The organism is Streptomyces sp. NPDC002536 (genome assembly GCF_053594995.1).
In genome coordinates this window covers 15,217-41,725 of the sequence record NZ_JBSFWU010000071.1, presented here as the reverse complement: position 1 = coordinate 41,725, position 26,509 = coordinate 15,217, and the positions used below count along the sequence as shown (strand labels likewise).

2 protein-coding genes are annotated in these 26,509 nt (G+C 72.2%); one reads left to right on the top strand and one right to left on the bottom strand.

Annotated features, from left to right (window positions below):
- Window positions 1-223 precede the first annotated feature (223 nt).
- On the top strand, window positions 224-469 hold the full coding sequence (locus ACWD4B_RS23985) for a DUF3761 domain-containing protein (RefSeq protein ID WP_390779360.1): 246 nt from the start codon (window positions 224-226) through the stop codon (window positions 467-469).
- A 176-nt stretch (window positions 470-645) separates the two neighbouring features.
- Here the strand turns inward: ACWD4B_RS23985 and ACWD4B_RS23980 are convergent, their stop codons facing one another.
- Window positions 646-26,034 carry a type I polyketide synthase gene (locus tag ACWD4B_RS23980; RefSeq protein WP_451422671.1) on the bottom strand — a complete coding sequence of 8,463 codons (25,389 nt, stop codon included), beginning with the start codon at window positions 26,032-26,034 and terminating at the stop codon, window positions 646-648.
- Window positions 26,035-26,509: the final 475 nt, after the last annotated feature.

Sequence of the window (26,509 nt, the reverse complement as noted above, 5' to 3'; positions counted from 1 at the left end):
CGCTCTCCTGCGTCGGCTCGTCGGCTTCCCCTCTCCGCAGATCGGGAAGATCCACAGCAAAGGCGTTCGGAGAAATCGGCCAAGCCCTGCTTTGATTCGCACACTCGATCACACTGCGGTCTCATGCATGTCAGCCTGGTAACCGGCAGTGCGATCAGACCAGTTCGGCAAGAACGGCGCGTCATGCTCACTCCCCTCGAACCACGTTCACAGGGAGACCGTCATGCTCACCGGAATACGCATCGCAACGGCCGGCCTTGGCACGGCCGGGCTGCTGCTGACCTCGACCATCGCTGCAACAACAGCCCAAGCAGCAACCTGCGCGCGCCACACCACCGGTGTGTGCAAGGCCAACAGTCGCCATCCCCGGGGAGCCACCGCCCAGTGCAAGGACAAGACGTACTCGTACAGCGCACGCTTCAGCGGAACCTGCTCCCACCACCGGGGAGTTCTCTACTGGTACAAGTAGCATCGAGGTGGTTTGGGCGGTAGCCGCGGCCCAGGATCCGGAACACTGCCTCCGACAGCGGAAACCCTCGATTCTGCTTCCGGAAATTCGGGGTTTCCGCTGTCGGTGCGTGGCCGACGTCATGGGCCACGGGCCGGCCCGCACCGGGGGTCACCCGGTGCGGGCCGGCGGCGGGGTCAGGACAGGCCGAGCTCGTTGTCGAGGAGGTCGAAGACCTCTTCGTCGGAGGCGGAATCGAAGTCGAAGTCCTCCTCGTCCGAGGAGTTCTCGCCGTCGGCTCCGGTGCCGGTGGTGTCCCGCAGGGCACCCCACTTCGCCCTGAGCACTTCGAGACGGCCCGCGATCTGCTCGTGGAGTTCCTCGGTGATCTCGAGTCCGCCGAACGCCTTCTCCAGCTTCTCCAGTTCGCCCAGGAGCAGGTCCGGTCCGGACGGCGCCTCGGGGGCGATCAGCCCGTGGAGGTGGCCGACGAGCTCGCCGGGGGTCGGGTAGTCGAAGAGCAGGGTCGCCGGCAGCCGCACGCCCGTGAGGGTGCTGAGCCGGTTGCGGAGTTCGACCGAAGTCAGCGAGTCGAAGCCGAGGTCCTGGAACGCCCGGTCCGGGGTGATCCCGTCGGCTCCGTCATGCCCGAGCACGAGCGCGACCTGGCCGCGTACGACGTCGAGCACGGCCTCGCGCCCCTCGTCCGCGGACAGGCCGGCCAGGCGCTGCGCCAGCCCCTCCGCCGCCCCGCTGTCCGTACCGGCCACAGCCGTGCGCCGCACCTGCGTACGGATCAGGCTGCGCAGCAGGGGCAGGGGCTCGCCCTGGGCCCGCAGCGCTGCGAGGTCGAGACGGACAGGGAGGACAGCCGGTTCGTCGGTGCCGAGCGCGGCGTCGAAGAGGGCCGTGCCCTCCTCCGCGGAGAGCGGGGGCATACCGGAACGTGCCATCCGCTGGACGTCGGTATCCGTGAGGGTGCCCGTCATGCCGCTGTCCTGGGCCCACGGGCCCCAGGCGAGCGATGCCGCCGGGAGACCCTGAGCGTGCCGGTGGGCGGCCAGGGCATCCAGGAAGGCGTTGCCTGCTGCGTAGTTGGCCTGGCCCGCACTGCCGAAGGTGCCCGCCACGGACGAGAACACCACGAACGCGTCGAGATCCAGATCCTTGGTGGCCTCGTGCAGGTTCCAGGCCGCGTCCACCTTCGGACGCAGCACCGCAGCAAGCCGCTCCGGTGTCAGCGAACCGACCACGCCGTCGTCGAGGACGCCTGCCGTGTGGACGACGGCGGTGATGGCATGCCGCGCGACCAGCCCGGCCACGGCCGCGCTGTTGGTCACGTCGCACGCTTCGACGGTCGCCTCGGCACCGTGTTCCGCCAGCTCGGCCACCAACTCCTCGGCACCCTCGGCCTCCAGGCCACGGCGGCTGACCAGCAGCACGCTCCGCACCCCGTGCTCCGCCACCAAGTGCCGGGCCATCACACGACCCAGACCACCCGTACCACCGGTGATCAGAACCGTGCCCGACTCACTCCAGGCAACAGCATCCTGCTCCTGCGCCCGCACCAGCCGCGCCGCCAGCACCTCGTCACCACGAACCAGCAGTTGCGGCTCGTCGCAAGCGAGCGCGCGGGGCAGCACTTCCTCCGCCTCGGCCTCGTCGTCGAGGTCCACCAGGACGAACCGGCCCGGGCTCTCCAACTGCGCGGAACGGACCAGACCCCACACCGCCGCGGCGGCGAGATCGTCACCGGAGACGGCACCCCGCGTCACGAACACCAGGCGCGCATCCGCGAACCGCTCGTCCGCCAGCCACGACTGCACCAGGCCCAACGCCCAGGCAGCAGCAGCGTGCACGGACTCCACCGTGCCGGTGTCCTCGGTCGAGTACTCGACCAGTACGGCCTCGGGGACATCTGCACCGGTCAGTGACTCCAACTCCGCGTAGGTGCCAAGAGCGACCGTCTCATCGGTGAGCGGGACGGGCGCCCAGTCCAGCGTGAAGAGGGAGTCCCGGTCCCTGGTCCGCAACTGTTCGGCAGACAGCGTGCGTACCGTCAGCGACTCCACCGTAGCCACCGGCGCGCCGGCGGTGTCGGCGATGGCGAGCGCTATGCCGCCGTCGACGGGGCGGATACGGACGCGGATGTGCGAGGCCCCGGAGGCGTGCAGGGACACGCCGTTCCACGAGAACGGAACACCGGTCTCGTCGGACCCGCCCAACATCGACGCGTGCAATGCGGCGTCGAAGAGCGCAGGGTGCAGACCGTAGGCGGAACCGTCCGTGCCTTCCGGCAGCCGGACCTCGGCGTAGATGTCCTCGCCGGACTTCCATGCCGCTTGCAGGCCTTGGAACGTCGGACCGTACGCGAACCCGGCGGCTGCGAACTGCTCGTAGCAGCCTGCCGTATCGATGGATTCGGCATCCTGCGGGGGCCACACCGATGTGTCGAATGCCGACGGTTCCGCACCCGTGGTCACCGCGCCGCTCGCGTGCAGGGTCCACGGCTCTTCGCCTTCGCGCGAGTGCACCGCCACGGACCGACGACCGGAGTCGTCGATCTCGCCGACCCACACCTGAACCTGCACACCGGCTCCCGAGGCAGGAAGCACAAGCGGTGCAGCCAACGTCAGCTCTTCGAGTACATCGCAGCCGACCTCGTCAGCCGCCCGCAGTACGAGCTCGACCAGCGCCGTGCCCGGCACCAGGACCGTATCCAGCACCGCATGGTCCGTCAGCCACGCGTGCGACGCGTTCGACAGCCGGCCCGTGAACAACAGCCCACCAGAGCCTGCCAGTTCCACCGCAGCACCCAGCATCGGGTGCTCCGCCGAGCCCAGACCCGCGAACCGCACATCACCCGCACGACCCACGGACCCCGACGGCCAGAACCGCTCATGCTGGAACGCATACGTCGGCAGATCCACCCGCCGGACGTCGGAACCGGCGAAGAACGGTGCCCAGTCGACGCTCGTACCCCGGACGTACAGCTGCGCCAGGGCACTCACGACCGCCGATTCCTCGTCCCTGTTCCTGCGCAGGACGGGGACAAGAGCGGCTCCCTCGGGCAGCGATTCCTGGGCCATGGCCGACAGCACGCCGTCCGGGCCGAGTTCCAGGAACAGGGACACGCCTTCGGCTCGCAGGGTACGCACCCCGTCCGCGAAGCGGACCGCCTCGCGGACATGACGCACCCAGTAGTCGGCGGAGCCCAGCTGCTCCCCACTGGCCAGTGCACCGGTCAGGTTGGAGACCACCGGAACCGTCGCCTTGCCGAACGACAGCCGGGCCACCACGGCGCGGAAGTCGTCGAGCATCGGTTCCATCAGCGGCGAGTGGAAGGCGTGCGAGACCCGCAGGCGACTCGTCTTCCTCCCCTCACCCTCGAAGTGCGCCCGCACCGCCTCGACCGCAGCCTCCGTGCCGGAAACCACCACCGACTGCGGACCGTTGACCGCCGCAATCGCCACGCCCTCGGCCAGCAGCGGCAGCACCTCTTCCTCGGTGGCCTGCACAGCCACCATCGCGCCACCCGCAGGCAGCGCCTGCATCAGCCGGCCACGCGCCGCCACCAACGCACACGCATCACCCAGCGAGAACACCCCGGCCACATGCGCAGCCGCAACCTCGCCGATGGAATGCCCCGCCACGAAGTCCGAACGCACACCCCACGACGCCACCAGCCGGAACAGAGCGACCTCGATCGCGAACAACGCCGCCTGGGCATACACGGTCTGGTTCAACAGCTCCGCATCCTCACCCCAGACCACACCCCGCAGCGAACCATCCAAGTGCTCGTCCAGACCCGCGCACACCGCATCGAAGGCCTCAGCAAACACCGGGTAACGGCCGTACAACTCACGGCCCATACCCAGCCGCTGCGAACCCTGACCGGAGAACAGGAACGCCGACTTCCCCGGTCGGGCCACGCCTTCGGCCACGCCCGTGCCGGCCTCGCCCGTCGCGAGCGCCTTGAGGCCCCGCTCCAGGGCATCCCGGTCAGCGCCCCACACCACCGCGCGGTGAGCGAAGCGCGACCGGCCCACGGTGGACGAGTACGCCACGTCCGTGGCCCTCGCGTCGGGCATGCGGTCGATGTGGGACAGCAGCCTGGCCGCCTGGGCGCGCAGCGCGTTCGCGGACTTGCCGGACACCACCAGCGGTACGAGCTCCCCGGAGGTCTCCGCAGGTTCCGACGCGTCGGCGGGCCGCTGCGGTTCGGGCTCGGGACGCTCCAGGATGACGTGCGCGTTCGTTCCGCTGATACCGAAGGACGAGACACCCGCGCGCCGCGGGCCGTCGCCCTCGGGCCAGGCGGTCCGCTCCGTGAGCAGTTCGACGGCACCGGCCGACCAGTCCACGCGCGACGACGGTGCGTCGACGTGGAGGGTGCGCGGGAGCTCGCCGTGGTGCATGGCCATGACCATCTTGATCACACCCGCGACACCCGCCGCGGCCTGCGTGTGACCGATGTTGGACTTCACCGAACCCAGCAGCAGCGGCCGGTCCCCCGGCCGGTCCTGACCATAAGTGGCCAAGAGCGCCTGAGCCTCGATGGGGTCGCCCAACGTCGTACCCGTGCCGTGCGCCTCCACCGCGTCCACATCCGCCGTCGAGAGCCCGGCACTGGCCAACGCCTGCCGGATCACCCGCTGCTGCGACGGACCATTCGGCGCCGTCAGACCATTCGACGCACCATCCTGGTTGACGGCCGAACCACGAACCGTCGCCAGCACCCGGTGACCGTTCCGACGCGCATCCGACAGACGCTCCAGCACCAGCATGCCGACACCCTCGCCCCAGCCGACACCGTCGGCCGCGTCCGAGAACGCCCTGCAGCGTCCGTCCGGGGAGAGTCCGCGCTGCCGCGAGAACTCCACGAACGTCCTGGGCGTCGACATCACCGTCACACCGCCCGCGAGCGCCAGCGAGCACTCACCGGACCGCAGCGACTGCGCCGCCAGGTGCAGAGCCACCAGCGACGACGAGCACGCCGTGTCCACCGTCACGGCCGGACCCTCGAAGCCGAAGGTGTACGACACCCGGCCCGACGCCACACTGCCCGCGCTGCCGTTGCCCTGGTGTCCCTCGAAGTCGGGCCCGGTCAGAAGGTTGATGTAGTCGTTGTACATGACGCCGGCGAAGACGCCGGTACGGCTGCCGTGCAGCGTGACCGGGTCGATGCCGGCCCGCTCGATCGCCTCCCACGTGGTCTCCAGCAGCAGGCGCTGCTGCGAGTCCGTCGCGAGCGCCTCCCGGGGGCTCATCCCGAAGAAGCCGGGGTCGAACTGTGCCGCTTCCTGGAGGAACGCGCCTGCACGGGTGTAGCTGGTCCCCGTGTGCTCGGGGTCGGGGTGGTAGAGCGACTCCACGTCCCAGCCACGGTCGGCCGGGAAGTCCGTGACCGCGTCCACACCGTCCGACACCAGCCGCCACAGGTCCTCCGGCGAGGTCACGCCACCGGGGTAGCGGCAGCTCATCCCGACGATCACCACCGGATCGTCCGCCGCAGACATCGCAACCGGCACCGGCAGGGCCTCACCGGTCTCCTTCTCCGTCTCCGCGCCGAACAATTCGTCCAGCAGGAAGCCGACCAGCACGTCTGCCGTCGGGTAGTCGAAGACCACCGTCGCCGGCAGTCGCAGACCGGTCACCGTGCCCAGCCGGTTGCGGAGTTCGACCCCGGTCAGGGAGTCGAAACCGAGGTCGCGGAAGGCCCGCGAGGAGTCGACCTCCTCGGTCCCGGTGTGCCCGAGGACCATGGCGATCTCTCCGCGCACGACGCCGAGCAGCTGCTCGCGCCTTGCCTCACGGGACAGGCCGGTCAGTCGCTGCACCAGTCCGGACACCGCGGCTGCGCCGGTCCGGCGCGTACGGGTGCGGACCAGGCCGCGCAGCAGCGGCAGGGGCTCGCCCTGCGCGCGGAGCGCCGCGAGGTCCAGGCGCACGGGGAGGACCGCCGGAGTCTCCGCCCCGCGCAGGGCGGCGTCGAAGAGGGCCAGTCCCTGCTCCGCCGAGAGAGGCGGCATACCGGAGCGGGCCATCCGTTCGACGTCGGCGTCGGTCAAGGTGCCGGTCATGCCGCTGTCCTGCGCCCACGGGCCCCAGGCGAGCGATGCCGCCGGGAGACCTTGGGCGTGCCGGCGGTGGGCCAGGGCGTCCAGGAAGGCGTTGCCGGCCGCATAGTTGGCCTGGCCCGCACTGCCCAACGTGCCCGCCACGGAGGAGAACACCACGAACGCGTCGAGGTCCGAGTCCTTGGTGGCCTCGTGCAGATGCCAGGCCGCGTCCACCTTCGGACGCAGCACCGCAGCAAGCCGCTCCGGCGTCAGCGAACCCACGACACCGTCGTCAAGGACACCAGCCGTGTGCACCACAGCACCGACCTGGTGCCGGGCGACCAGCCCGGCCACCGCCGCACTGTCCGTCACATCACACGCCTCGACGACCGCCTCGGCGCCCTGCTCGGCCAGCTCGGCCACCAACTCCTCGGCACCCTCGGCTGCCGGGCCGCGACGGCTGACCAGCAGCACACTCCGCACCCCGTGCTCCGCCACCAGGTGCCGAGCCACCGCGCGTCCCAGACCACCCGTACCACCGGTGATCAGAACCGTGCCCGACGTGCCCCAGGCGACCTCCGCCGCCGTCGAGGACTCCCTGCGGACAAGGCGGGGAACGAGGACCTGGCCTTCGCGGAGCAGGAGTTGCGGCTCGTCGGAGGCCAGGGCCTGCGACAGCACCGCCGTGTCCGTGTCACCGTCGAGGTCGACCAGAGCGAATCGGCCCGGGTTCTCCGACTGCGCCGAGCGCACCAGGCCCCACACCGCCGCGGCGGCGAGGTCGTCGCCGGAAACAGCGCCGCGCGTCACGAACACCAGGCGCGCATCCGCGAACCGCTCGTCCGCCAGCCACGACTGCACCAGGCCCAACGCCCAGGCAGCCGTGCCGTGTACGGACTCCACCGTGTCGCCGGTGCCGGCGCCGGGTGCGACGAGGACGGCCTCGGGGACGTCCTCCCCGGTCAGGGTCTCCAGTTCCGCATACGTCCGGAAGGGCTCGCCGTCCGCGCCCGCGGCAAGGACGACACTTTCGTCCTGGAGCGGGACGCGCACCCAGTCGAGTATGAAGAGCGAGTCACGCTCGCCGGTCTGCAACTGCTCGGCGGAGATCGGCCGTACGGTCAGCGACTCCACCGAGGCCACGGGCGCGCCGGCGGCGTCGGCCATGGCGATCGACGTGCCGTCGCCGGCAGGCCGGAGCCGGACCCGCAGCTGCGAGGCCCCGGAGGCGTGCAGGGACACGCCGTTCCACGAGAACGGAACACCGGTCCCGTCGGATCCGCTCAGCATCGGCGCGTGCAGTGCGGCGTCGAAGAGCGCCGGATGCAGACCATAAGCCGCACCGTCCGTGCCCTCCGGCAGCCGGACCTCGGCGTAAACGTCTTCGCCGAGCTTCCAGGCCGCCTCCAGGCCCTGGAACGCCGGACCGTACGCGAACCCGGCATCGGCGAACTGCTCGTAGCAGCCTGCCGTGTCGATGGATTCGGCACCCGCCGGAGGCCATACCGAGGTGTCGAACACGGGCAGTTCCGCACCCGTGGCCAGCGCACCACTGGCGTGCAGGGTCCACGGTTCCTCGCCCTCACGCGAGTGCACCGCCACCGACCGGCGGCCCGACTCATCGGGTTCACCGACCCACACCTGAACCTGCACACCCGCACCCGAAGCAGGAAGCACAAGCGGTGCAGCCAACGTCAGCTCTTCGAGCAGATCGCAGCCGACCTCGTCAGCCGCCCGCAGCACCAGCTCGACCAGCGCCGTGCCCGGCACCAGGACCGTATCCAGCACCACATGGTCCGCCAGCCATCCGGCCGACGCGGTCGACAGGCGGCCCGTGAACAGCAGCCCGCCGGAACCGGCCAGTTCCACCGCAGCACCCAGCAACGGATGCTCCGCCGAACCCAGACCCGCAGACCGCACGTCACCGGACCGCGCCGCCGTGGCCGGGGGCCAGAACCGCTCGCGCTGGAACGCGTACGTCGGCACATCCGCCCACCGCGCCCCGGAGCCCGCGAAATATGCCGCCCAGTCGACGGGGACACCGTGGACGTGCAGCTGTGCCAGGGCCGTGAGCAGTGTCGGTTCCTCGGCACGTCCCTTCCGCAGGACCGGTGCGAAGGCGGCCTCGTCCGGCGCGGACTCCGCGGCGAGTGCGGAGAGCGCTCCGTCGGGGCCGAGTTCCAGGAACACGGACACGCCCTGCTCGCGGAGCGTGCTCACGCCGTCGGCGAACCGTACGGCCTCACGGACATGGCGCACCCAGTAGTCGGCGGAGCCGAGTTGTTCCGCGGTGGCCGGTTCGCCGGTGAGGTTCGAGACGATCGGGATGCGCGGCGTGCCGTATGCCACGTTCGCGGCGACGGCGCGGAATTCGTCGAGCATCGGTTCCATCAGCGGCGAGTGGAAGGCATGCGAGACCCTCAGCCGGCTCGTCTTCCTTCCCTCACCCTCGAAGTGCGCCCGCACCGACTCGACAGCGGCCTCCGTGCCGGAAACCACCACCGACTGCGGACCGTTGACCGCCGCAATCGCAACGCCCTCGGCCAGCAGCGGCAGCACCTCTTCCTCGCTCGCGCGGATCGCCGCCATGGCGCCGCCCGTGGGCAGGGCCTGCATCAGCCGGCCGCGCGCGGCCACCAGCGCACACGCGTCCGCCAGCGAGAAGACGCCCGCAACGTGCGCGGCCGCGATCTCGCCGACCGAGTGGCCCAGCAGCTGGTCCGGGCGGGCGCCCCACGATTCCACCAGGCGGAACAGGGCGACCTCGATCGCGAACAGCGAGGTCTGCGCGTACAGGGTCTGGTTCAGCAGCTCGGCGTCCTCGCCCCAGACCACGTCCCGCAGCGGACGGTCCAGGTGCTCGTCCAGACCCGCGCACACCGCATCGAAGGCCTCCGCGAACACCGGGTAACGGGCGTGCAGTTCGCGGCCCATGCCCAGCCGCTGCGAACCCTGACCGGAGAACAGGAACGCGCGCCGGCCCGAACCGGCTTCGCCCACCGCGACGATGTCCGTGTCGCTCCCGCCCTCGGCGAGCGCGGCGAGGGAGCGCAGCAGGACGTCGCGGCCGGAGGCCAGGAGAACCGCGCGGTGCTGGAAACCGGCGCGGCCCGTCGCCAGCGAGCAGGCGACGTCCACGAGCCGCTGTCCGGGCTCGCGTTCGAGGTGCGCCAGCAGCTGTGCCGCCTGGGCCCGCAGGGCCTTTTCGTTCCGGCCGGAGAGCAGCACCGGCACGAGGCCGTCGAAAGCAGCCGCTTCGGGCTCCGCGGCCACCGGCTCCGGCCGCTCCAGGATCACGTGTGCGTTCGTCCCGCTGATACCGAAGGCGGAGACGCCCGCGCGCCGCGGCCGGCCCGTCTCGGGCCAGGTCTCGGCCTGCGTCAGCAGTTCCACTGCGCCGACGCTCCAGTCGACATGTGTCGAGGGCGCATCGACGTGGAGGGTGCGCGGGAGCTCGCCGTGGTGCATGGCCATGACCATCTTGATCACACCCGCGACACCCGCCGCGGCCTGTGCGTGGCCGATGTTGGACTTCACCGAACCCAGCAGCAGCGGACGGTCCTCCGGCCGGTCCTGACCGTAGGTGGCCAACAAGGCCTGGGCCTCGATCGGGTCACCCAACGTCGTACCTGTGCCGTGCGCCTCCACCGCGTCCACGTCCGCCGTCGAAAGCCCGGCGCTGGCCAGCGCCTGCCGGATCACCCGCTGCTGCGACGGACCGTTCGGCGCCGTCAGGCCGTTGGAAGCACCGTCCTGGTTGACGGCCGAACCACGAACCGTCGCCAGCACCCGGTGACCGTTCCGACGCGCATCCGACAGACGCTCCAGCACAAGGATGCCGGCGCCTTCGGACCAGCCGACGCCGTCGGCGGCTTCGGCGAACGCCTTGCAGCGGCCGTCCTCGGAGAGCCCGCCCTGGCGGGAGAACTCCACGAAGGTCAGCGGGGTGGCCATCACCGTCACACCGCCCGCGAGCGCGAGCGAGCACTCACCGGACCGCAGCGACTGCGCCGCCAGGTGCAGAGCCACCAGCGACGAGGAGCACGCGGTGTCCACCGTCACCGCGGGTCCCTCGAAGCCGAAGGTGTACGACACCCGGCCCGAAGCCACACTGCCCGCGCTGCCACTCCCCTGGTATCCCTCGAACTCGCGCCCGGTGAGGAGTTGCGAGTAGTCGTGGTACATGACGCCCGTGAAGACGCCGGTACGACTGCCGCGCAGAACGGCCGGGTCGATGCCCGTGCGCTCCAGGGCCTCCCAGGACGTCTCCAGCAGCAGTCGCTGCTGGGCGTCGGTGGTCAGTGCCTCCCGGGGGCTCATCCCGAAGAAGCCGGGGTCGAACTCCGCCGCATCGTGCAGGAATCCGCCGGAGCGGGTGGCGATGGCGCCCTCGCGCTCGGGGTCGTAGGTGTCGTCGATCTCCCAGCCGCGGTCGGTCGGGAAGCCGGAGACGGCGTCGCCGCCCTCGGACACCAGCCGCCACAGGTCCTCCGGCGAGCTGACGCCGCCGGGGAAGCGGCAGCTCATGCCGACGATGACGACCGGGTCGTCCGCCAAGGACGGAAGCGCGGACACGGGGAGCAGTTCCTCGGTGTCCGTGCCGAACAGCTCGTCGTGGAGGTGCTCCGTCAGCGCGTCGGCCGTCGGGTAGTCGAACACGGCCGTGGCCGGCAGCCGCACACCGGTGGACTTGCCCAGCTTGTTGCGGAGTTCGATCGCGGTCAGGGAGTCGAAGCCGAGGTCCTGGAAGGCCTTCGACGGATCGATCGTGTCCGGGAGGGCGTGGCCCAGGACCACCGCGATCCCTTCGCGCACCAGGTCCAGCAGTGCTGCACGCCGCTCTTCCACGGGCAGCCCGGCCAGGCGCTGCACCAGCCCGGATGCGGTGGCCGAGCCGGCAGCCGCCGAGCGCCGGGCACGTGTCCGGATGAGGCCGCGCAGCAGCGGCAGGGAGTCGCCCTGCGCGCGCAGGGCCGCCAGGTCCAGGCGGACGGGAAGAGCCATGGGCTCTCCGGTGGCGAGGGCCGAGTCGAAGAGGGCCACGCCCTCCTCGACGGACAGCGGGGGCATCCCGGAACGGGCGATGCGCTGGAGGTCGGCATCCGTGAGGGTGCCGGTCATGCCGCCGTCCTGCGACCACGGACCCCATGCCAGCGACACGGCCGGAAGGCCCTGTGCCCGGCGATGGTGCGCCAGGGCGTCCAGGAAGACGTTGCCCGCTGCGTAGTTGGCCTGGCCTGCACCGCCGAAGGTGCCGGCCACGGACGAGAAGACCACGAACGCGTCGAGGTCCAGGTCCTTGGTGGCCTCGTGCAGGTTCCAGGCCGCGTCCACCTTCGGACGCAGCACCGCAGCAAGCCGCTCCGGCGTCAGCGAACCGATGATGCCGTCGTCGAGGACGCCGGCCGTGTGGACGACAGCGGTGATGGCATGCCGCGCCACGAGGTCCGCCACCGCGGTGCCGTCGGTCACATCGCACGCCTCGACGGTCGCCTCGGCACCGTGCTCGGCCAGCTCTGCCACCAACTCCTCGGCGCCTTCGGCTGCCGGGCCGCGGCGGCTGACCAGCAGCACACTCCGCACCCCGTGCTCCGCCACCAAGTGCCGGGCTATGACACGGCCCAGGCCACCCGTACCGCCGGTGATCAGAACCGTGCCTGACTCACTCCAGGCAACAGCCTTCTGCTCCTGCGCCTCGGCACGTGTCAGCCGCGCCGCCAGCACCTCGTCGCCACGAACCAGCAGTTGCGGCTCGTCCGTGGCCAACGCGCGCGGCAGCACGCTCACATCGGCGTCACCGTCCAGGTCCACGAGGACGAACCGGCCCGGGCTCTCCGACTGCGCGGAACGGACCAGACCCCACACCGCGGCACCGGCAAGGTCGTCACCGGAGACAGCGCCGCGCGTCACGAACACCAGGCGCGCATCCGTGAACCGCTCGTCCGCCAGCCACGACTGCACCAGGCCCAACGCCCAGGCAGCAGCAGCGTGCACGGACTCGACCACGCCATCGGAACCGGCCGGCGGCGAGACCAGTACGACCTCGCGGACGTCGGCTCCGGTCAGGGACTCCAGGTCCGCGCCGATCCGGAACGGCTCACCATCGGCGCCTGCGGCGAGGTCGATGCTCCCGTTCGTGAGCGGGACAGGAGTCCAGTCCAGCGTGAACAACGAGTCACGGTTGCCGGTCTGCAACTGGTCGGCGGAGATGGGGCGTACGGCGAGCGATTCCACCGAGGCCACGAGCGCGCCGGCCGGGTCGGCGATGGCGAGCGCGATGCCGCTGTCGACGGGGCGGATACGGACGCGGATGTGCGAGGCACCCGTGGCGTGCAGGGACACACCGCTCCACGAGAACGGAACACCCGCCTCGTCGAGCCCTCGCAGTATCGCCGCGTGCAGTGCGGCATCGAAGAGCGCCGGGTGCAGACCGTAGGCCGCACCGTCCGTGCCCTCCGGCAGCCGGACCTCGGCGTAGATGTCCTCGCCGAGCTTCCAGGCCGCCTCCAGGCCCTGGAACGTCGGACCGTACGCGAACCCGACGGCCGCGAACTGCTCGTAGCAGCCCGCCGCATCAGCCGGCTCGGCGCCCTGCGGGGGCCACACCGACGTGTCGAACACGGGCAGCTCCGCACCCGCGGTCACGGCACCGCTCGCGTGCAGCGTCCACGGCTCTTCGCCTTCGCGCGAGTGCACCGCCACTGCACGGTGACCGGAGTCGTCGACCTCGCCGACCCACACCTGAACCTGCACACCCGCACCCGAAGCAGGAAGCACAAGCGGTGCAGCAAGTGTCAGCTCTTCGAGTACGTCGCAGCCGACCTCGTCAGCCGCCCGCAGCACCAGCTCGACCAACGCCGTGCCCGGCACCAGAACCGTATCCAGCACCACATGGTCCGCCAGCCACGCATGCGACGCAGTCGACAACCGGCCCGTGAACAACAGCCCACCAGAGCCTGCCAGTTCCACCGCAGCACCCAGCAACGGATGCTCCGCCGAGCCCAGACCCGCGAACCGCACATCACCCGCACGACCCACGGACCCCGACGGCCAGAACCGCTCATGCTGGAACGCATACGTCGGCAGATCCACCCGCCGAGCACCGGAACCCGCGAAGACCGCCGCCCAGTCCACCGTCACGCCATGGACGTGCAGTTGCGCCAGGGCGCTCAGTACGGTCGTCTCCTCCGGCCGGTCCTTGCGCAGCACGGGAGCGAACACGGCCTCTTCCGGCGCCGACTCGCGGGCCATGGCCGACAGGACGCCGTCCGGGCCGAGTTCCAGGAACCGTGTCACGCCCTCCGCTCGCAGAGCACGTATCCCGTCAGCGAAGCGGACCGCCTCGCGGACATGACGCACCCAGTAATCGGCCGAGCAGAGCAGTTCCCCGGCAGCCGGCTCGCCCGTCAGGTTCGACACGACCGGCACCACCGGGGCACCGAACGACAGGCCTTCCACGACAGCTCGGAAGTCGTCGAGCATCGGTTCCATCAGCGGCGAGTGGAAGGCATGCGAGACCCGCAGGCGGCTCGTCTTCCTTCCCTCACCCTCGAAGTGCGCCCGCACCGACTCGACAGCAGCCTCCGTGCCGGAAACCACCACCGACTGCGGACCGTTGACCGCCGCAATCGCCACGCCCTCGGCCAGCAGCGGCAGCACTTCCTCCTCCGCCGCCTGGACCGCGACCATCGCGCCGCCCGCAGGCAGCGCCTGCATCAGCCGGCCACGCGCCGCCACCAACGCACACGCATCACCCAGCGAGAACACCCCGGCCACATGCGCAGCCGCAACCTCGCCAATGGAATGCCCCGCCACGAAGTCCGAACGCACACCCCACGACGCCACCAAGCGGAACAGGGCGACCTCGATCGCAAACAGCGCCGCCTGGGCATACACGGTCTGGTTCAGCAGCTCCGCATCCTCACCCCAGACCACACCCCGCAGCGAACCGTCCAGGTGCTCGTCCAGACCCGCGCACACCGCATCGAAGGCCTCCGCGAACACCGGGTAACGGGCGTAGAGTTCCCGACCCATACCCAGCTGCTGCGAACCCTGACCGGAGAACAGGAACGCCCGCCGGCCCGAACCGGCCTGGCCCTCGGCCGCGATCCCCGCATCGCTCCGGCCCTCGGCCAGCGCCGACAGGGACCCGAGCAGACCGTCCCGCTCGGCGGCCAGGACGACCGCACGGTGCTGGAACCCCGAACGGCCCGTCGCCAGCGAGTACCCGACGTCCGCGAGCCGCTGTCCGGGCTCGTCCTGGACGTGCGAGAGCAGGCGGGCGGCCTGGGCCCGCAGGGCCTTCTCGTTCCGGCCGGAGAGCAGCACCGGCACCAGACCGTCGACAGCAGCCGCTTCCGGCTCCGCAGACACCTGCTCCTGGTCCGGTTGCTCAAGGATCACGTGCGCGTTCGTCCCGCTCACGCCGAAGGACGAGACACCCGCACGGCGGCGCCCGGACACCGGCCACTCGGCCGGCTCGGCGAGGAGCTCGACGGCGCCGGCGCTCCAGTCGACGTGCGTCGAGGGCGTGTCGACGTGCAGGGTCTTCGGCAGGACACCGTGCTGCATCGCCAGGACCATCTTGATCACACCGGCGACGCCCGAGGCGGCCTGTGCGTGGCCGATGTTGGACTTCACCGTGCCCAGCAGCAGCGGACGGTCCTCCGGCCGGTCCTGACCGTAAGTCGCCAACAGCGCCTGGGCCTCGATGGGGTCACCCAACGTCGTGCCCGTGCCGTGCGCCTCCACGACATCCACCTCGGCAGCCGAGAGCCCGGCACTGGCCAACGCCTGCCGGATCACCCGCTGCTGCGACGGACCGTTCGGCGCCGTCAGACCGTTCGACGCGCCATCCTGGTTGACCGCACTGCCGCGTACGACGGCCAGCACCCGGTGCCCGTTCCGGCGCGCGTCCGACAGGCGCTCCAGCACCAGCATGCCGACGCCCTCGCCCCAGCCGACACCGTCGGCCGCATCCGAGAACGCCTTGCAGCGACCGTCCGCCGACAGCCCGCGCTGCCGCGAGAACTCCACGAACGTGGTCGGCGTCGACATCACCGTCACACCACCGGCCAGCGCCAGCGAGCACTCGCCCGAGCGCAGCGCCTGTGCCGCCCAGTGCAGGGCGACCAGCGACGAGGAGCACGCCGTGTCCACCGTCACGGCCGGGCCCTCGAAGCCGAAGGTGTACGACACCCGGCCCGAAGCGATGCTGGCCGCGCTGCCGTTGCTCCGGTAGCCCTCGAACTGGTCGCCGACCAGGATCTCGCTGTAGTCGTTGTACATGACGCCGGCGAAGACACCGGTACGGCTGCCGCGCAGCGCGGCCGGGTCGATACCGGCCCGCTCGATCGCCTCCCACGTGGACTCCAGGAGCAGGCGCTGCTGCGAGTCCGTCGCCAGGGCCTCGCGGGGGCTCATCCCGAAGAACTCGGGGTCGAAGTCGCCCGCGTCGTGGAGGAATCCGCCGCTGCGGGTGTACGAGGTGCCGAGCACGTCGGGGTCGGAGTTGTAGAGCGACTCCACGTCCCAGCCGCGGTCGGCCGGGAAGTCCGAGACCGCGTCCACACCGTCCGACACCAGCCGCCACAGGTCCTCCGGCGATGCCACACCGCCCGGGTAGCGGCAGCTCATCCCGACGATCACCACCGGGTCGTCCGCCGCGGACACCGAAACCGGTACCGGCAGGGTCTCGCCGGTCTCGATCTCCGCGCCGAACAGTTCGTCCAGCAGGAAGTCGACCAGCGCGCCCGCCGTCGGGTAGTCGAACACGGCGGTCGCCGAAAGGCGCAGCCCTGTCGCCTTGTTGACCCGGTTCCGCAGTTCGACCGCGGTCAGGGAGTCGAAGCCGAGTTCCTGGAACGCGCGGGTCGGGTCGACGCCGTCGGGGCTCGCGTGGCCCAGGACCACCGCGATCTGGGCCCGGACCAGGTCGAGCAGCACTTCGCGCCGTTCGACCGCCCCGAGCCCGGTCAGGCGTCCCACCAGGCCCGCCGCCACGGCCGAACCGGCGACCGCGGAGCGTCGGGCGCGGGTGCGGATCAGTCCGCGCAGCAGCGCGGGGACGTCTCCCTGCTCGCGCAGCGCGGCCAGGTCGAAGCGCACGGGGAGAACGCGCGCGTCGTCGGCGGCCAGCGCCGCGTCGAAGAGTGCGACACCTTCTGCGGGGGTGAGTTCGGGCATGCCCATGCGGGCGATGCGCTGGAGGTCGGCGTCGGTGAGCGTGCCGGTCATACCGCCGTCCTGGGACCAGGGGCCCCACGCCAGCGACACCGCCGGGAGGCCCTGTGCCCGGCGCTGCTGCGCCAGGGCGTCCAGGAAGGCGTTGCCGGCCGCGTAGTTGGCCTGGCCCGCGCTGCCCACCGTGCCCGCCACGGAGGAGAACACCACGAACGCGTCGAGGTCCGTCTCCTTGGTGGCCTCGTGCAGGTTCCAGGCCGCGTCCACCTTCGGACGCAGCACCGCAGCAAGCCGCTCCGGCGTCAGCGAACCCACGACACCGTCGTCGAGCACACCCGCCGTGTGCACCACGGCAGTGATCGCGTGCCGGGCGACCAGCCCGGCCACCGCCGTACCGTCCGTCACATCACACGCCTCGACGACCGCCTCGGCACCGTGCTCGGCCAGCTCGGCCACCAACTCCTCGACGCCCTCGGCCTCCGGGCCGCGGCGGCTGACCAGCAGCAGGCTCCGCACCCCGTGCTCGGCCACCAGGTGCCGGGCCACGATACGGCCCAGGCCACCCGTACCGCCGGTGATCAGCACCGTGCCCGACTCGTTCCAGGCAACGGCCTTCTGCCCCCGGGTACGAGCCAGCCGTGCCGCCAGCACCTCACCGCCGCGAACCAGCAGTTGGGGCTCGTCCGTGGCCAGCGCTCGCGGCAGCACGCTCACATCGGCGTCGCCGTCCAGATCGACCAGGCCGAAGCGGCCCGGGTTCTCCGTCTGCGCCGAGCGCACCAGGCCCCACACGGCGGCACCGGCAAGGTCCGTACCGTCGGCCGCACCCCGCGTCACGAACACCAGGCGCGCATCCGCGAACCGCTCGTCCGCCAGCCACGACTGCACCAGGCCCAACGCCCAGGCAGCCGTGCCGTGTACGGACTCCACCGTGTCCTCGCCGCGGTCGGCATCCACGGGCACCAGCACCGCGCCCGGCAGCGGCCGGGCCCCGGCCAGGGAGTCCAGATCCGGGTGAGTGTCGAACGGCGCGCCGGTGAGGGTGCCCAGCGTCGCGACGGTCTCGGCTGCACCGGCCGACGGCAGGCGTACCGGCGTCCACTCCAGGCGGAACAGGGAGTCACGCCCGGCCGGGCCCGTGCCGCCCGCCAACTGCTCGGCGGAGACCGACCGCAGGACCAGGGTCCCCACGGTGGCGACCGGCTCGCCGGTGGTGTCGGCGACGTCGACGGTCATGGTGTCCCCGCTGTGCCGGACGACCCGGACCCGGATGGCCGAGGCGCCGGAGGCGTGCAGCGAGACGCCTTCCCAGGAGAAGGGGACGGCGCCGCGGTCCGCTCCGTTGAAGCCGCAGACGTGCAGGGCCGCGTCCAGCAGCGCCGGGTGCAGGCCGTACGCGGCCGCGTCGTCCTCGGCGGCTTCGGGCAGGGCGACCTCGGCGAACGCCTCGTCGCCCCGGCGCCAGGCGGCCCGCAGGCCCTGGAAGTGCGGTCCGTAGGCGAGGCCGCTCTCGGCCAGATCCGGGTAGACGCCCGTCAGGTCGACGGGTTCGGCGTCGGCGGGCGGCCAGGCCTCGGCGTGGAAGTCGTGGCCGGGAGCGGCCGGCCGGTCGCCCGTCGCGAGGATGCCGGTGGCGTGCCGGACCCACGGTCGGTCGCCCTCGCCCTCCGGGCGGGAGCGGGCGGTGAGGGTGCGGTTGCCGGACTCGTCGGCGGGGCCGACGCGCAGCTGGAGCTGTACGCCGCCGTGTTCGGGCAGGACGAGCGGGGCGGCCAGGGTCAGTTCGTCGATCCGGTCGCAGCCCACCTCGTCGGCGGCGCGGACGGCGAGTTCGACGAATGCCGTGCCCGGCAGCAGGACCGAGCCCATCACGACGTGGTCGGCCAGCCACGGGTGCGACTGGAGGGACAGCCGCGAGGTGAACAACAGGCCTTCGTTGTCGGCGAGTTCCACGGCTGCGGTCAGCAGCGGGTGTCCGGCCGCGTCGAGGCCGGCGGCGCCGATGTCCCCGGCGCCGGCGGGGTCGGGGGTCGGCCAGAACCGCTCGTGCTGGAAGGCGTACGTCGGCAGGTCCACGAGGTGCGTGCCCGTACCGGCGACGAACCCTTCCCAGTCGAACGCGGTGCCGTGCACGTGCAGCTGTCCCAGGGCGGCGAGCAGTGTCGTCTCTTCGGGGCGGTCCTTGCGCAGCGCGGGCACGAGGACGGTGTCCGCGTCCTCCGGCAGTGCGGCGCGGGCCATGGCCGAGAGCGTGCCGTCGGGACCCAGCTCCAGGAAGCGCGTGACGCCTTCCGCGTGCAGGGCCTGTATGCCGTCGGCGAAGCGTACGGCTTCGCGGACGTGGGTCACCCAGTAGTCGGGGGTGCACAGCAGGTCCCGGGCGGCCGGGCTGCCGGTCACGTTCGAGACGACGGTGAGTTCCGGCTCGGCGAAGGACAGGCCTTCCACCACGGCGCGGAAGTCGTCGAGCATCGGTTCCATCAGCGGCGAGTGGAAGGCGTGCGAGACCCGCAGGCGGTTCGTCTTCCTTCTCTCGCTCTCGAAGTGTGCACGCACGGCCTCGACGGCAGCCTCCGTGCCGGAAACCACCACCGACTGCGGGCCGTTGACCGCCGCGATCGCGACGCCTTCGGTCAGGTGCGGGAGCACCTCTTCCTCGGTGGCCTGCAGGGCCGCCATGGCGCCGCCCGTGGGCAGGGCCTGCATCAGCCGGCCGCGCGCCGCCACCAGCGCACACGCGTCCGCCAGCGAGAAGACGCCCGCAACGTGTGCGGCTGCGATCTCGCCGACCGAGTGGCCGGCGACGTACTGCGGGCGCATGCCCCAGGACTCGGCCAGGCGGAACAGGGCGACCTCGATCGCGAACAGCGAAGTCTGCGCGTACAGGGTCTGGTTCAACAGCTCGGCGTCCTCGCCCCAGACCACGTCCCGCAGCGGACGCTCCAGGTGCTCGTCCAGACCCGCGCACACCGCGTCGAAGGCCTCCGCGAACACCGGGTAACGGGCGTGCAGTTCGCGGCCCATGCCCAGCCGCTGCGAACCCTGGCCCGTGAAGAGGACGGCGTCCTTGCCCTCGTGGGCGGTGCCCGTGGCCGCGAAGGTGTCGCTCTCGCCCTCGGCCAGGGCGGTCAGGGCGCGGACCGCGGCGGCGTGGCTGTCGGCCGGGACGACCGCGCGGTGTCCGAAGGCCGTGCGCCTCGCCAGCGTGTACGCCAGGTCGGCGAGCCGTGGTGCGGGCTCGTCCTGGAGGCGGGTCAGCAGCCGGGCCGCCTGGTCCTTCAGGGCGTTCGCGCTCCTGCCGGACAGCAGGAGGGGCAGCGTGCCGTCCACGGGTGCGGCCGGGGCCTCGGGTGCCGTGGGCTCGGGCTGTTCGAGGATGACGTGCGCGTTGGTGCCGCTGATGCCGAAGGCGGACACGGCGGAGCGGCGCGGCCGGCCCGCCTCGGGCCAGCCGGTCCGCTCGGTGAGCAGTTCGACCGCGCCCGCGGTCCAGTCGACGTGCGGGGTGGGCTCGTCGACGTGCAGGCTCTCGGGCAGCACGCCGTGCTGCATGGCCAGGACCATCTTCATCACGCCGGCCACGCCGGCGGCGGCCTGGGTGTGCCCGAGGTTGGACTTCACCGAGCCCAGCAGCAGCGGGCGCGCGGGGTCGCGGTCCTGGCCGTAGGTGGCCAGCAGGGCCTGGGCCTCGATGGGGTCGCCCAGTGCCGTGCCCGTGCCGTGGGCCTCGACGGCGTCGACGTCGGACGCCGACAGGCCTGCGTTGGCCAGGGCCTGGCGGATGACGCGCTGCTGCGAGGGGCCGTTGGGGGCGGACAGGCCGTTGGAGGCGCCGTCCTGGTTGACGGCCGTTCCGCGCACGATCGCGAGGACCTGGTGGCCGTTGCGGCGGGCGTCCGACAGCCGCTCCACGAGCAGCAGGCCGACGCCTTCGCTCCAGCCGGTGCCGTCCGCGCCCGCCGCGAAGGGCTTGCAGCGGCCGTCGGGGGCCAGGCCGCGCTGGCGGGAGAACTCCACGAAGGAGGACGGGGTCGCCATCACCGTCACGCCGCCGGCCAGCGCCAGCGAGCACTCGCCCGAGCGCAGCGACTGCACGGCCATGTGCAGGGCCACCAGCGACGACGAGCATGCGGTGTCCACCGTCACCGCGGGTCCCTCGAAGCCGAAGGTGTAGGACACCCGGCCGGAGACCACGCTCAGTGCGTTGCCGATGAGCGCGTGGCCGGCGACCTCGTCCTGTGCGGCGTCCAGGACGGTGCGGTAGTCCTGGGAGTTGGTGCCCGCGAAGACGCCCGTGCTGCTGCCGCGCAGGGAGCCGGGGGCGATGCCGGCCCGTTCGAGGACCTCCCAGGAGGTCTCCAGCAGCAGCCGCTGCTGGGGGTCCATGGCCAGGGCCTCGCGCGGCGAGATGCCGAAGAAGTCCGCGTCGAAGCCCGGTGCGTCGGCGAGGAAGCCGCCCGTGCGGGCGTAGCTGGTGCCGTGGTGGTCGGGGTCGGGGTGGTAGAGGCGGTCGAGGTTCCAGCCGCGGTCGCCGGGGAAGTCGGCGATGCCGTCGGCTCCGTCGGCCAGCAGCTGCCAGAGGGTCTCCGGCGAGCTCACCCCGCCGGGGAAGCGGCAGGCCATGCCCACGATGGCCACCGGTTCGTCGAGGACGGCGGCGGCCCGCTGCACATCGGCCGCGGTGGCGGCCGTGCCCAGGATCTCGGCGTACAGGTACTCGGCGATCGCGGTGGGCGTGGGGTGGTCGAACAGGAGGGTGGCGGGCAGCAGCAGGTCCGTCGCGGCGGACAGCCGGTTGCGCAGGTCGATCGCCATCATCGAGTCGAAGCCCAGGGCGTGGAAGGGGCGTTGGGCGTCGACGGTGTCCGGTGAGCTGTGGCCGAGGGCCTTGGCGGCCTCCTCTCGGACCAGGTCCAGCAGGGCCCGTTCCTGCTCGGCGGCCGGGAGGGCGCCGAGCCGCTCGCGCAGCGGGGAGCGTGCCGTGCGCGGGCCGTCGCCGGTGTCGAGGGCGCGGCGTGCCTCGGGCAGGTCGCCGATGAGGGGGCTGGGGCGGACGGCGGTCAGGGCGGGGGCGTATGCCGCCCAGTCCACGTCGGCCACCGTCACGTTCGGCGCGCCCTGGGCCAGGGCCTGGCGGAGGGCGGCGAGTGCCGGGGCGGCGTCCATGGGGATCAGTCCGTCGCGGCTGAGCCGGTCGGCCAGGTCGCCGGTGGCCATGCCGTGGTCGGCCCAGGGGCCCCAGGCCACGGAGGTGGCGGGCAGCCCCTGGTGGTGGCGCTGTTCGGCGAGGGCGTCCAGGAAGGCGTTGGCGGCGGCGTAGTTGGCCTGTCCGGCGTTGCCCAGGACGCCGGTGACCGAGGAGAACAGCACGAACATCTCCAGGCCGAGGCCGGCGGTGAGTTCGTGCAGGTGCAGTGCGGCGGTGGCCTTGGGGTGCAGAACGGTCCCGAACCGTTCGGGGGTGAGGGTGTCCAGGACGCCGTCGTCCAGGACGCCGGCGGCGTGCACGACGCCGGTCAGCGGCAGGTCGGCGGGGATGCCGGCGAGGACGGCGGCCAGGGCATCGCGGTCGGCGGCGTCGCAGGCGGCGACGGTGACGCGGGTGCCGCGTTCGGTGAGTTCGGCCGCGAGTTCCCGGGCGCCGGGGGCGTCGGGGCCACGGCGGCCGGTGAGCACCAGGTGTTCGGCCCCGGCGTCCGCGAGCCAGCGCGCGACGTGGGCGCCCAGCGCGCCGGTGCCGCCGGTGACCAGGACGGTGCCGCGGGCGGTCCATTCGGCTCCGGTGTCGCCGCCGGGGGCGATGCGGGCCAGGCGGCGGGCGAAGCGGCCGGCCGGGCGGACGGCGACCTGGTCCTCCCGTGCGGCGAGGGTGCCCAGGAGTCCGGCGGCGATCCGCGCGTCGATGTCCTCGGGGAGGTCGACGAGCCCGCCCCAGCTGTGCGGGGACTCCAGCGCGGCCACCCGTCCGAGGCCCCACACCTGGGCCTGGGCGGGGCTGGTGACCGTCTCCCGCCCATCGACGGCGACGGCGCCGCGGGTGGCGCACCACAGCGGGGCCTGGATGCCGGAGGCCTCCAGGGCGCGCAGCAGGGCCGCGGTGGCGGCCACGCCCCGCGGTACGGAGGGGTGGTGGGGGTGCGGTTGCTCGTCGAGGGCCAGCAGGGAGAGGACGCCGTCGACGGGTGCGCCGGGCTGCGGGAGGGTGACGGCGGTCTCGTCGCCGTCGGGCAGCACGAACTCCTCGGTGCGCAGGCCCTGTTCGTGCAGGGTGTCGAGGAGCCGGGTGACCCACGGGTCGCCGGCGGCGCTCCCGGGGAGCACGACGAGCCAGTTCCCGCTGGTCACCAGGGTGTTGGGGGCGGCGAGGGGGGTCCAGTGCGTGCGGTAGCTCCAGCTGTCCGCGGTGGCCTGGGTCCTGCGCTTCCTGCGCCATGCCGAGAGGGTGGGCAGGAGGCTGCCGAGCGAGTCGGCGTCGCTGCCGTCGATGGCGAGGACGGCCGAGAGTCCTTCGAGGTCCTCGCGTTCGACGGCCTCCCAGAAGCCGGATTCGCCGGCCACGGCGGCCGGTCCGTCGGCACCCGGTCCGGCGGGCCCTGCGGGCTCCAGCCAGTACCACTGGCGCTGGAAGGCGTAGGTCGGCAGCTCGACGGGCGCGGCGCCGGGCGTGCCCAGCCAGGCGGCCCGGTCGACGGCGGCACCGTGCACGAAGGCGGTCGCGATGCCCTCGGCGAGGGTGTGCGTCTCGGGGCGGCCGGTGCGCAACAGGCTCACGATGACGGGCTGTCCGGGGCCGGCCAGGGAGTCGTGGACCATGGGGGTGAGCACGCTGCCGGGGCCGATCTCCACGAACGTGGTGACGCCCTCGGCCTCAAGGGTGCGCACGCCTGCGCAGAAGCGGACGGTGTCCCGGACCTGCCGCACCCAGTACTCGGGCGAGCACAGTTCCTCGCCGGTGGCCGTCTCGCCGGTGACGGTGGACACCACGGGGATGCGGGGGGCGTGGAACTCCAGGCCCTCGGCGACGCGCCGGAAGTCCTCCAGCATGCCGTCCATGTGCGGGGAGTGGAAGGCGTGGCTCACCCGCAGCCGCTTGGTGCGGCGTCCCTGCTCCTCCCAGTGGGCGGCGATGCGGGAGACGGCGTCCTCGTCACCCGAGACGACCGTGGAGCGGGGGCCGTTGACCGCGGCGACGGCGACGCCGCCGTGCTCGGCCAGGCCGGCGCGGACCTCTTCCTCCGTGGCCTCGACGGCGAGCATGGCGCCGCCTTCGGGCAGCGCCTGCATGAGGGTGCCGCGTGCCGCGACGAGCCGTGCGGCGTCCTGGAGGGAGAGGACCCCGGCCACGTGGGCCGCGGCGAGCTCGCCGATGGAGTGGCCGGCGACGAACTGCGGTGTCACGCCCCACGATTCGACGAGCCGGTACAGGGCCGTCTCGAAGGCGAAGAGCGCGGCCTGGGTGTAGACGGTCCGGTCGAGCAAGTCGGCCTCGGGGGTGCCCTCCTCGGCGAAGACGACGTCGCGGACGGGGAGTTCGAGGTGGGGGTCGAGCTCGGCGCAGGCCGCGTCGAAGGCCTTGGCGAACTCGGGGTGGGTCTCGTGGAGTTCGCGTCCCATGCCGAGGCGCTGGGAGCCCTGTCCGGTGAAGAGGAAGGCGGTGGACGCCTTGGCGGCGGCGCCGGTCACGAGGCCGGCTGCGGTGCGGCCTTCGGCGAGGGCGTCCAGGCCCGCGAGGAACGCGTCCCGGTCGTCGGCGACGACGGCGGCGCGGTGCTCCATGAGGGACCTGGTGGCCGCGAGGGAGCGGGCGACGTCGGCCGGTTCGAGGCCGGCGCGGGCGCGGACGTGGCCGGCGAGCCGCGCGGCCTGGGCCTGCAGGGCCTCAGTGGTGCGCGCGGACAGGATCCAGGGCAGGGCGCCGGGCCGGGCGGCCGGCGCGGGGGCCGGCTCTGCCTCGTGCGGGGGTGCCTGTTCCAGGACGACGTGGGCGTTGGTGCCGCTGATGCCGAAGGAGGAGACGGCCGCGCGGCGCACCCGGTCGGCGGCGGGCCAGGGTTCGAGCTCTGCGAGGAGCCGGGCGTTGCCCTCGCTCCAGTCGGCGTGCGGGGTGGGCGCGTCCAGGTGCAGGATGCCGGGCAGCTCTCCGTGCTGCATCGCCTTGACCATCTTGATGACGCTGGCGATGCCGGACGCCATCTGGGTGTGGCCGATGTTGGACTTCATGGAGCCGATCAGCAACGGCCGGTCGGCGGGGCGGTTCTGCCCGTAGGTGGCGAGCAGGGCCTGGGCCTCGATGGGGTCGCCGAGGGTGGTGCCGGTGCCGTGGGCCTCGACGGCGTCGACGTCGGCGGAGGCGAGCCCGGCGTCGGCCAGCGCCTGGCGGATGACGCGCTGCTGGGACGGTCCGTTGGGGGCGGTCAGACCGTTGGAGGCGCCGTCCTGGTTGACGGACGAGCCCTTCATCACGGCGAGCACGGGATGGCCGTTGCGCAGTGCGTCGGAGAGCCGCTCGACGAGCACGACTCCGACGCCCTCGCCCCAGGCGGTGCCGTCGGCGGCGGCCGCGAACGGCTTGCAGCGGCCGTCAGGGGCCAGGCCGCGCTGGCGGGAGAACTCCAGGAACAGCTGCGGGGTGGACATCACGGTCGCGCCGCCCACGAGGGCGAGGGAGCACTCGTCGCGCCGCAGCGACTGCGCTGCCAGGTGCAGGGCGACGAGCGAGGAGGAGCACGCCGTGTCCACGGTGAGGGCCGGGCCTTCGAGGCCGAGGAGGTAGGAGATGCGGCCGGAGGCGACGCTGATGTAGTTGCCGGTGAGCAGGTGGCCGCCGACCTCGTCGATCCGCTGTCCGGCGGCCGTGTCGTAGCCGGCGTGGCCGGTGCCGACGAAGACGCCGGTGCGGCTGCCCGCGAGGGACTCCGGGTCGATGCCGGCCCGTTCGAGGGACTCCCACGCGGTCTCCAGCAGCAGGCGCTGCTGCGGGTCCATGGCGAGGGCCTCGCGCGGGGAGATCCCGAAGAAGCCGGGGTCGAACTCGCCCGCGTCGTGCAGGAATGCGCCCTCGCGGGCGTAACTGGTGCCCTGGTGCGCGGGGTCGGGGTCGTAGAGCCCGTCGAGGTCCCAACCGCGGTTGCCGGGCAGGGCGGAGACGGCGTCGACGCCGCCCCGGAGCAGTTCCCACAGCTCTTCCGGTGAGCGGACGCCGCCGGGGAAGCGGCAGGCCATGGAGACGATCGCGATGGGCTCGCGCTGCTTCTGCTCGGTCTCGCCCAACTGCTGGCGAGTCTCCTGGAGATCCGCGATCGCGCGCTTGAGGTACTCGCGCAGCTTCGCCTCGTTCGACATCAGGATGCCAACCCCTCGTGGAATGCCGGTTCTGGGGGCACAGAGCGTCGACACTCACGTCTGACCCAATTTGCCAGGCCATCCTCATCCAAGGGGCACTGCTGGTTTCCCTAGAGCTCGGATCGGGCTCGGGTCCCCGAGGGGACGTGCACGTATGGGAAGCGACCCGGATGTGACTCCACCGGCGACCAGAGTTGCGGGCTTCCTGTGTCGGTGGTCAAGCACCGTCGCAGGGGGCCGGCCCGGTCCTGTGCGCAGCGTTCGGTGTGCCCACTGTGTCGGCATGACCGGCGCTGTCGGCCCCGCACGCCGCCGCCCACCCCAACGACATGCGGGTCCGCCCCATCGTCGCCCAGTGCAACTCCATTGAGCCACGCTGGATCGTCGTAGGCCAAGACGAAGGTGGCGCTCGGCGATGCCGGCGAAGGGAACCCCGCGCCGCACGACATACTCCCGGCGGATTACTCCGGTACCT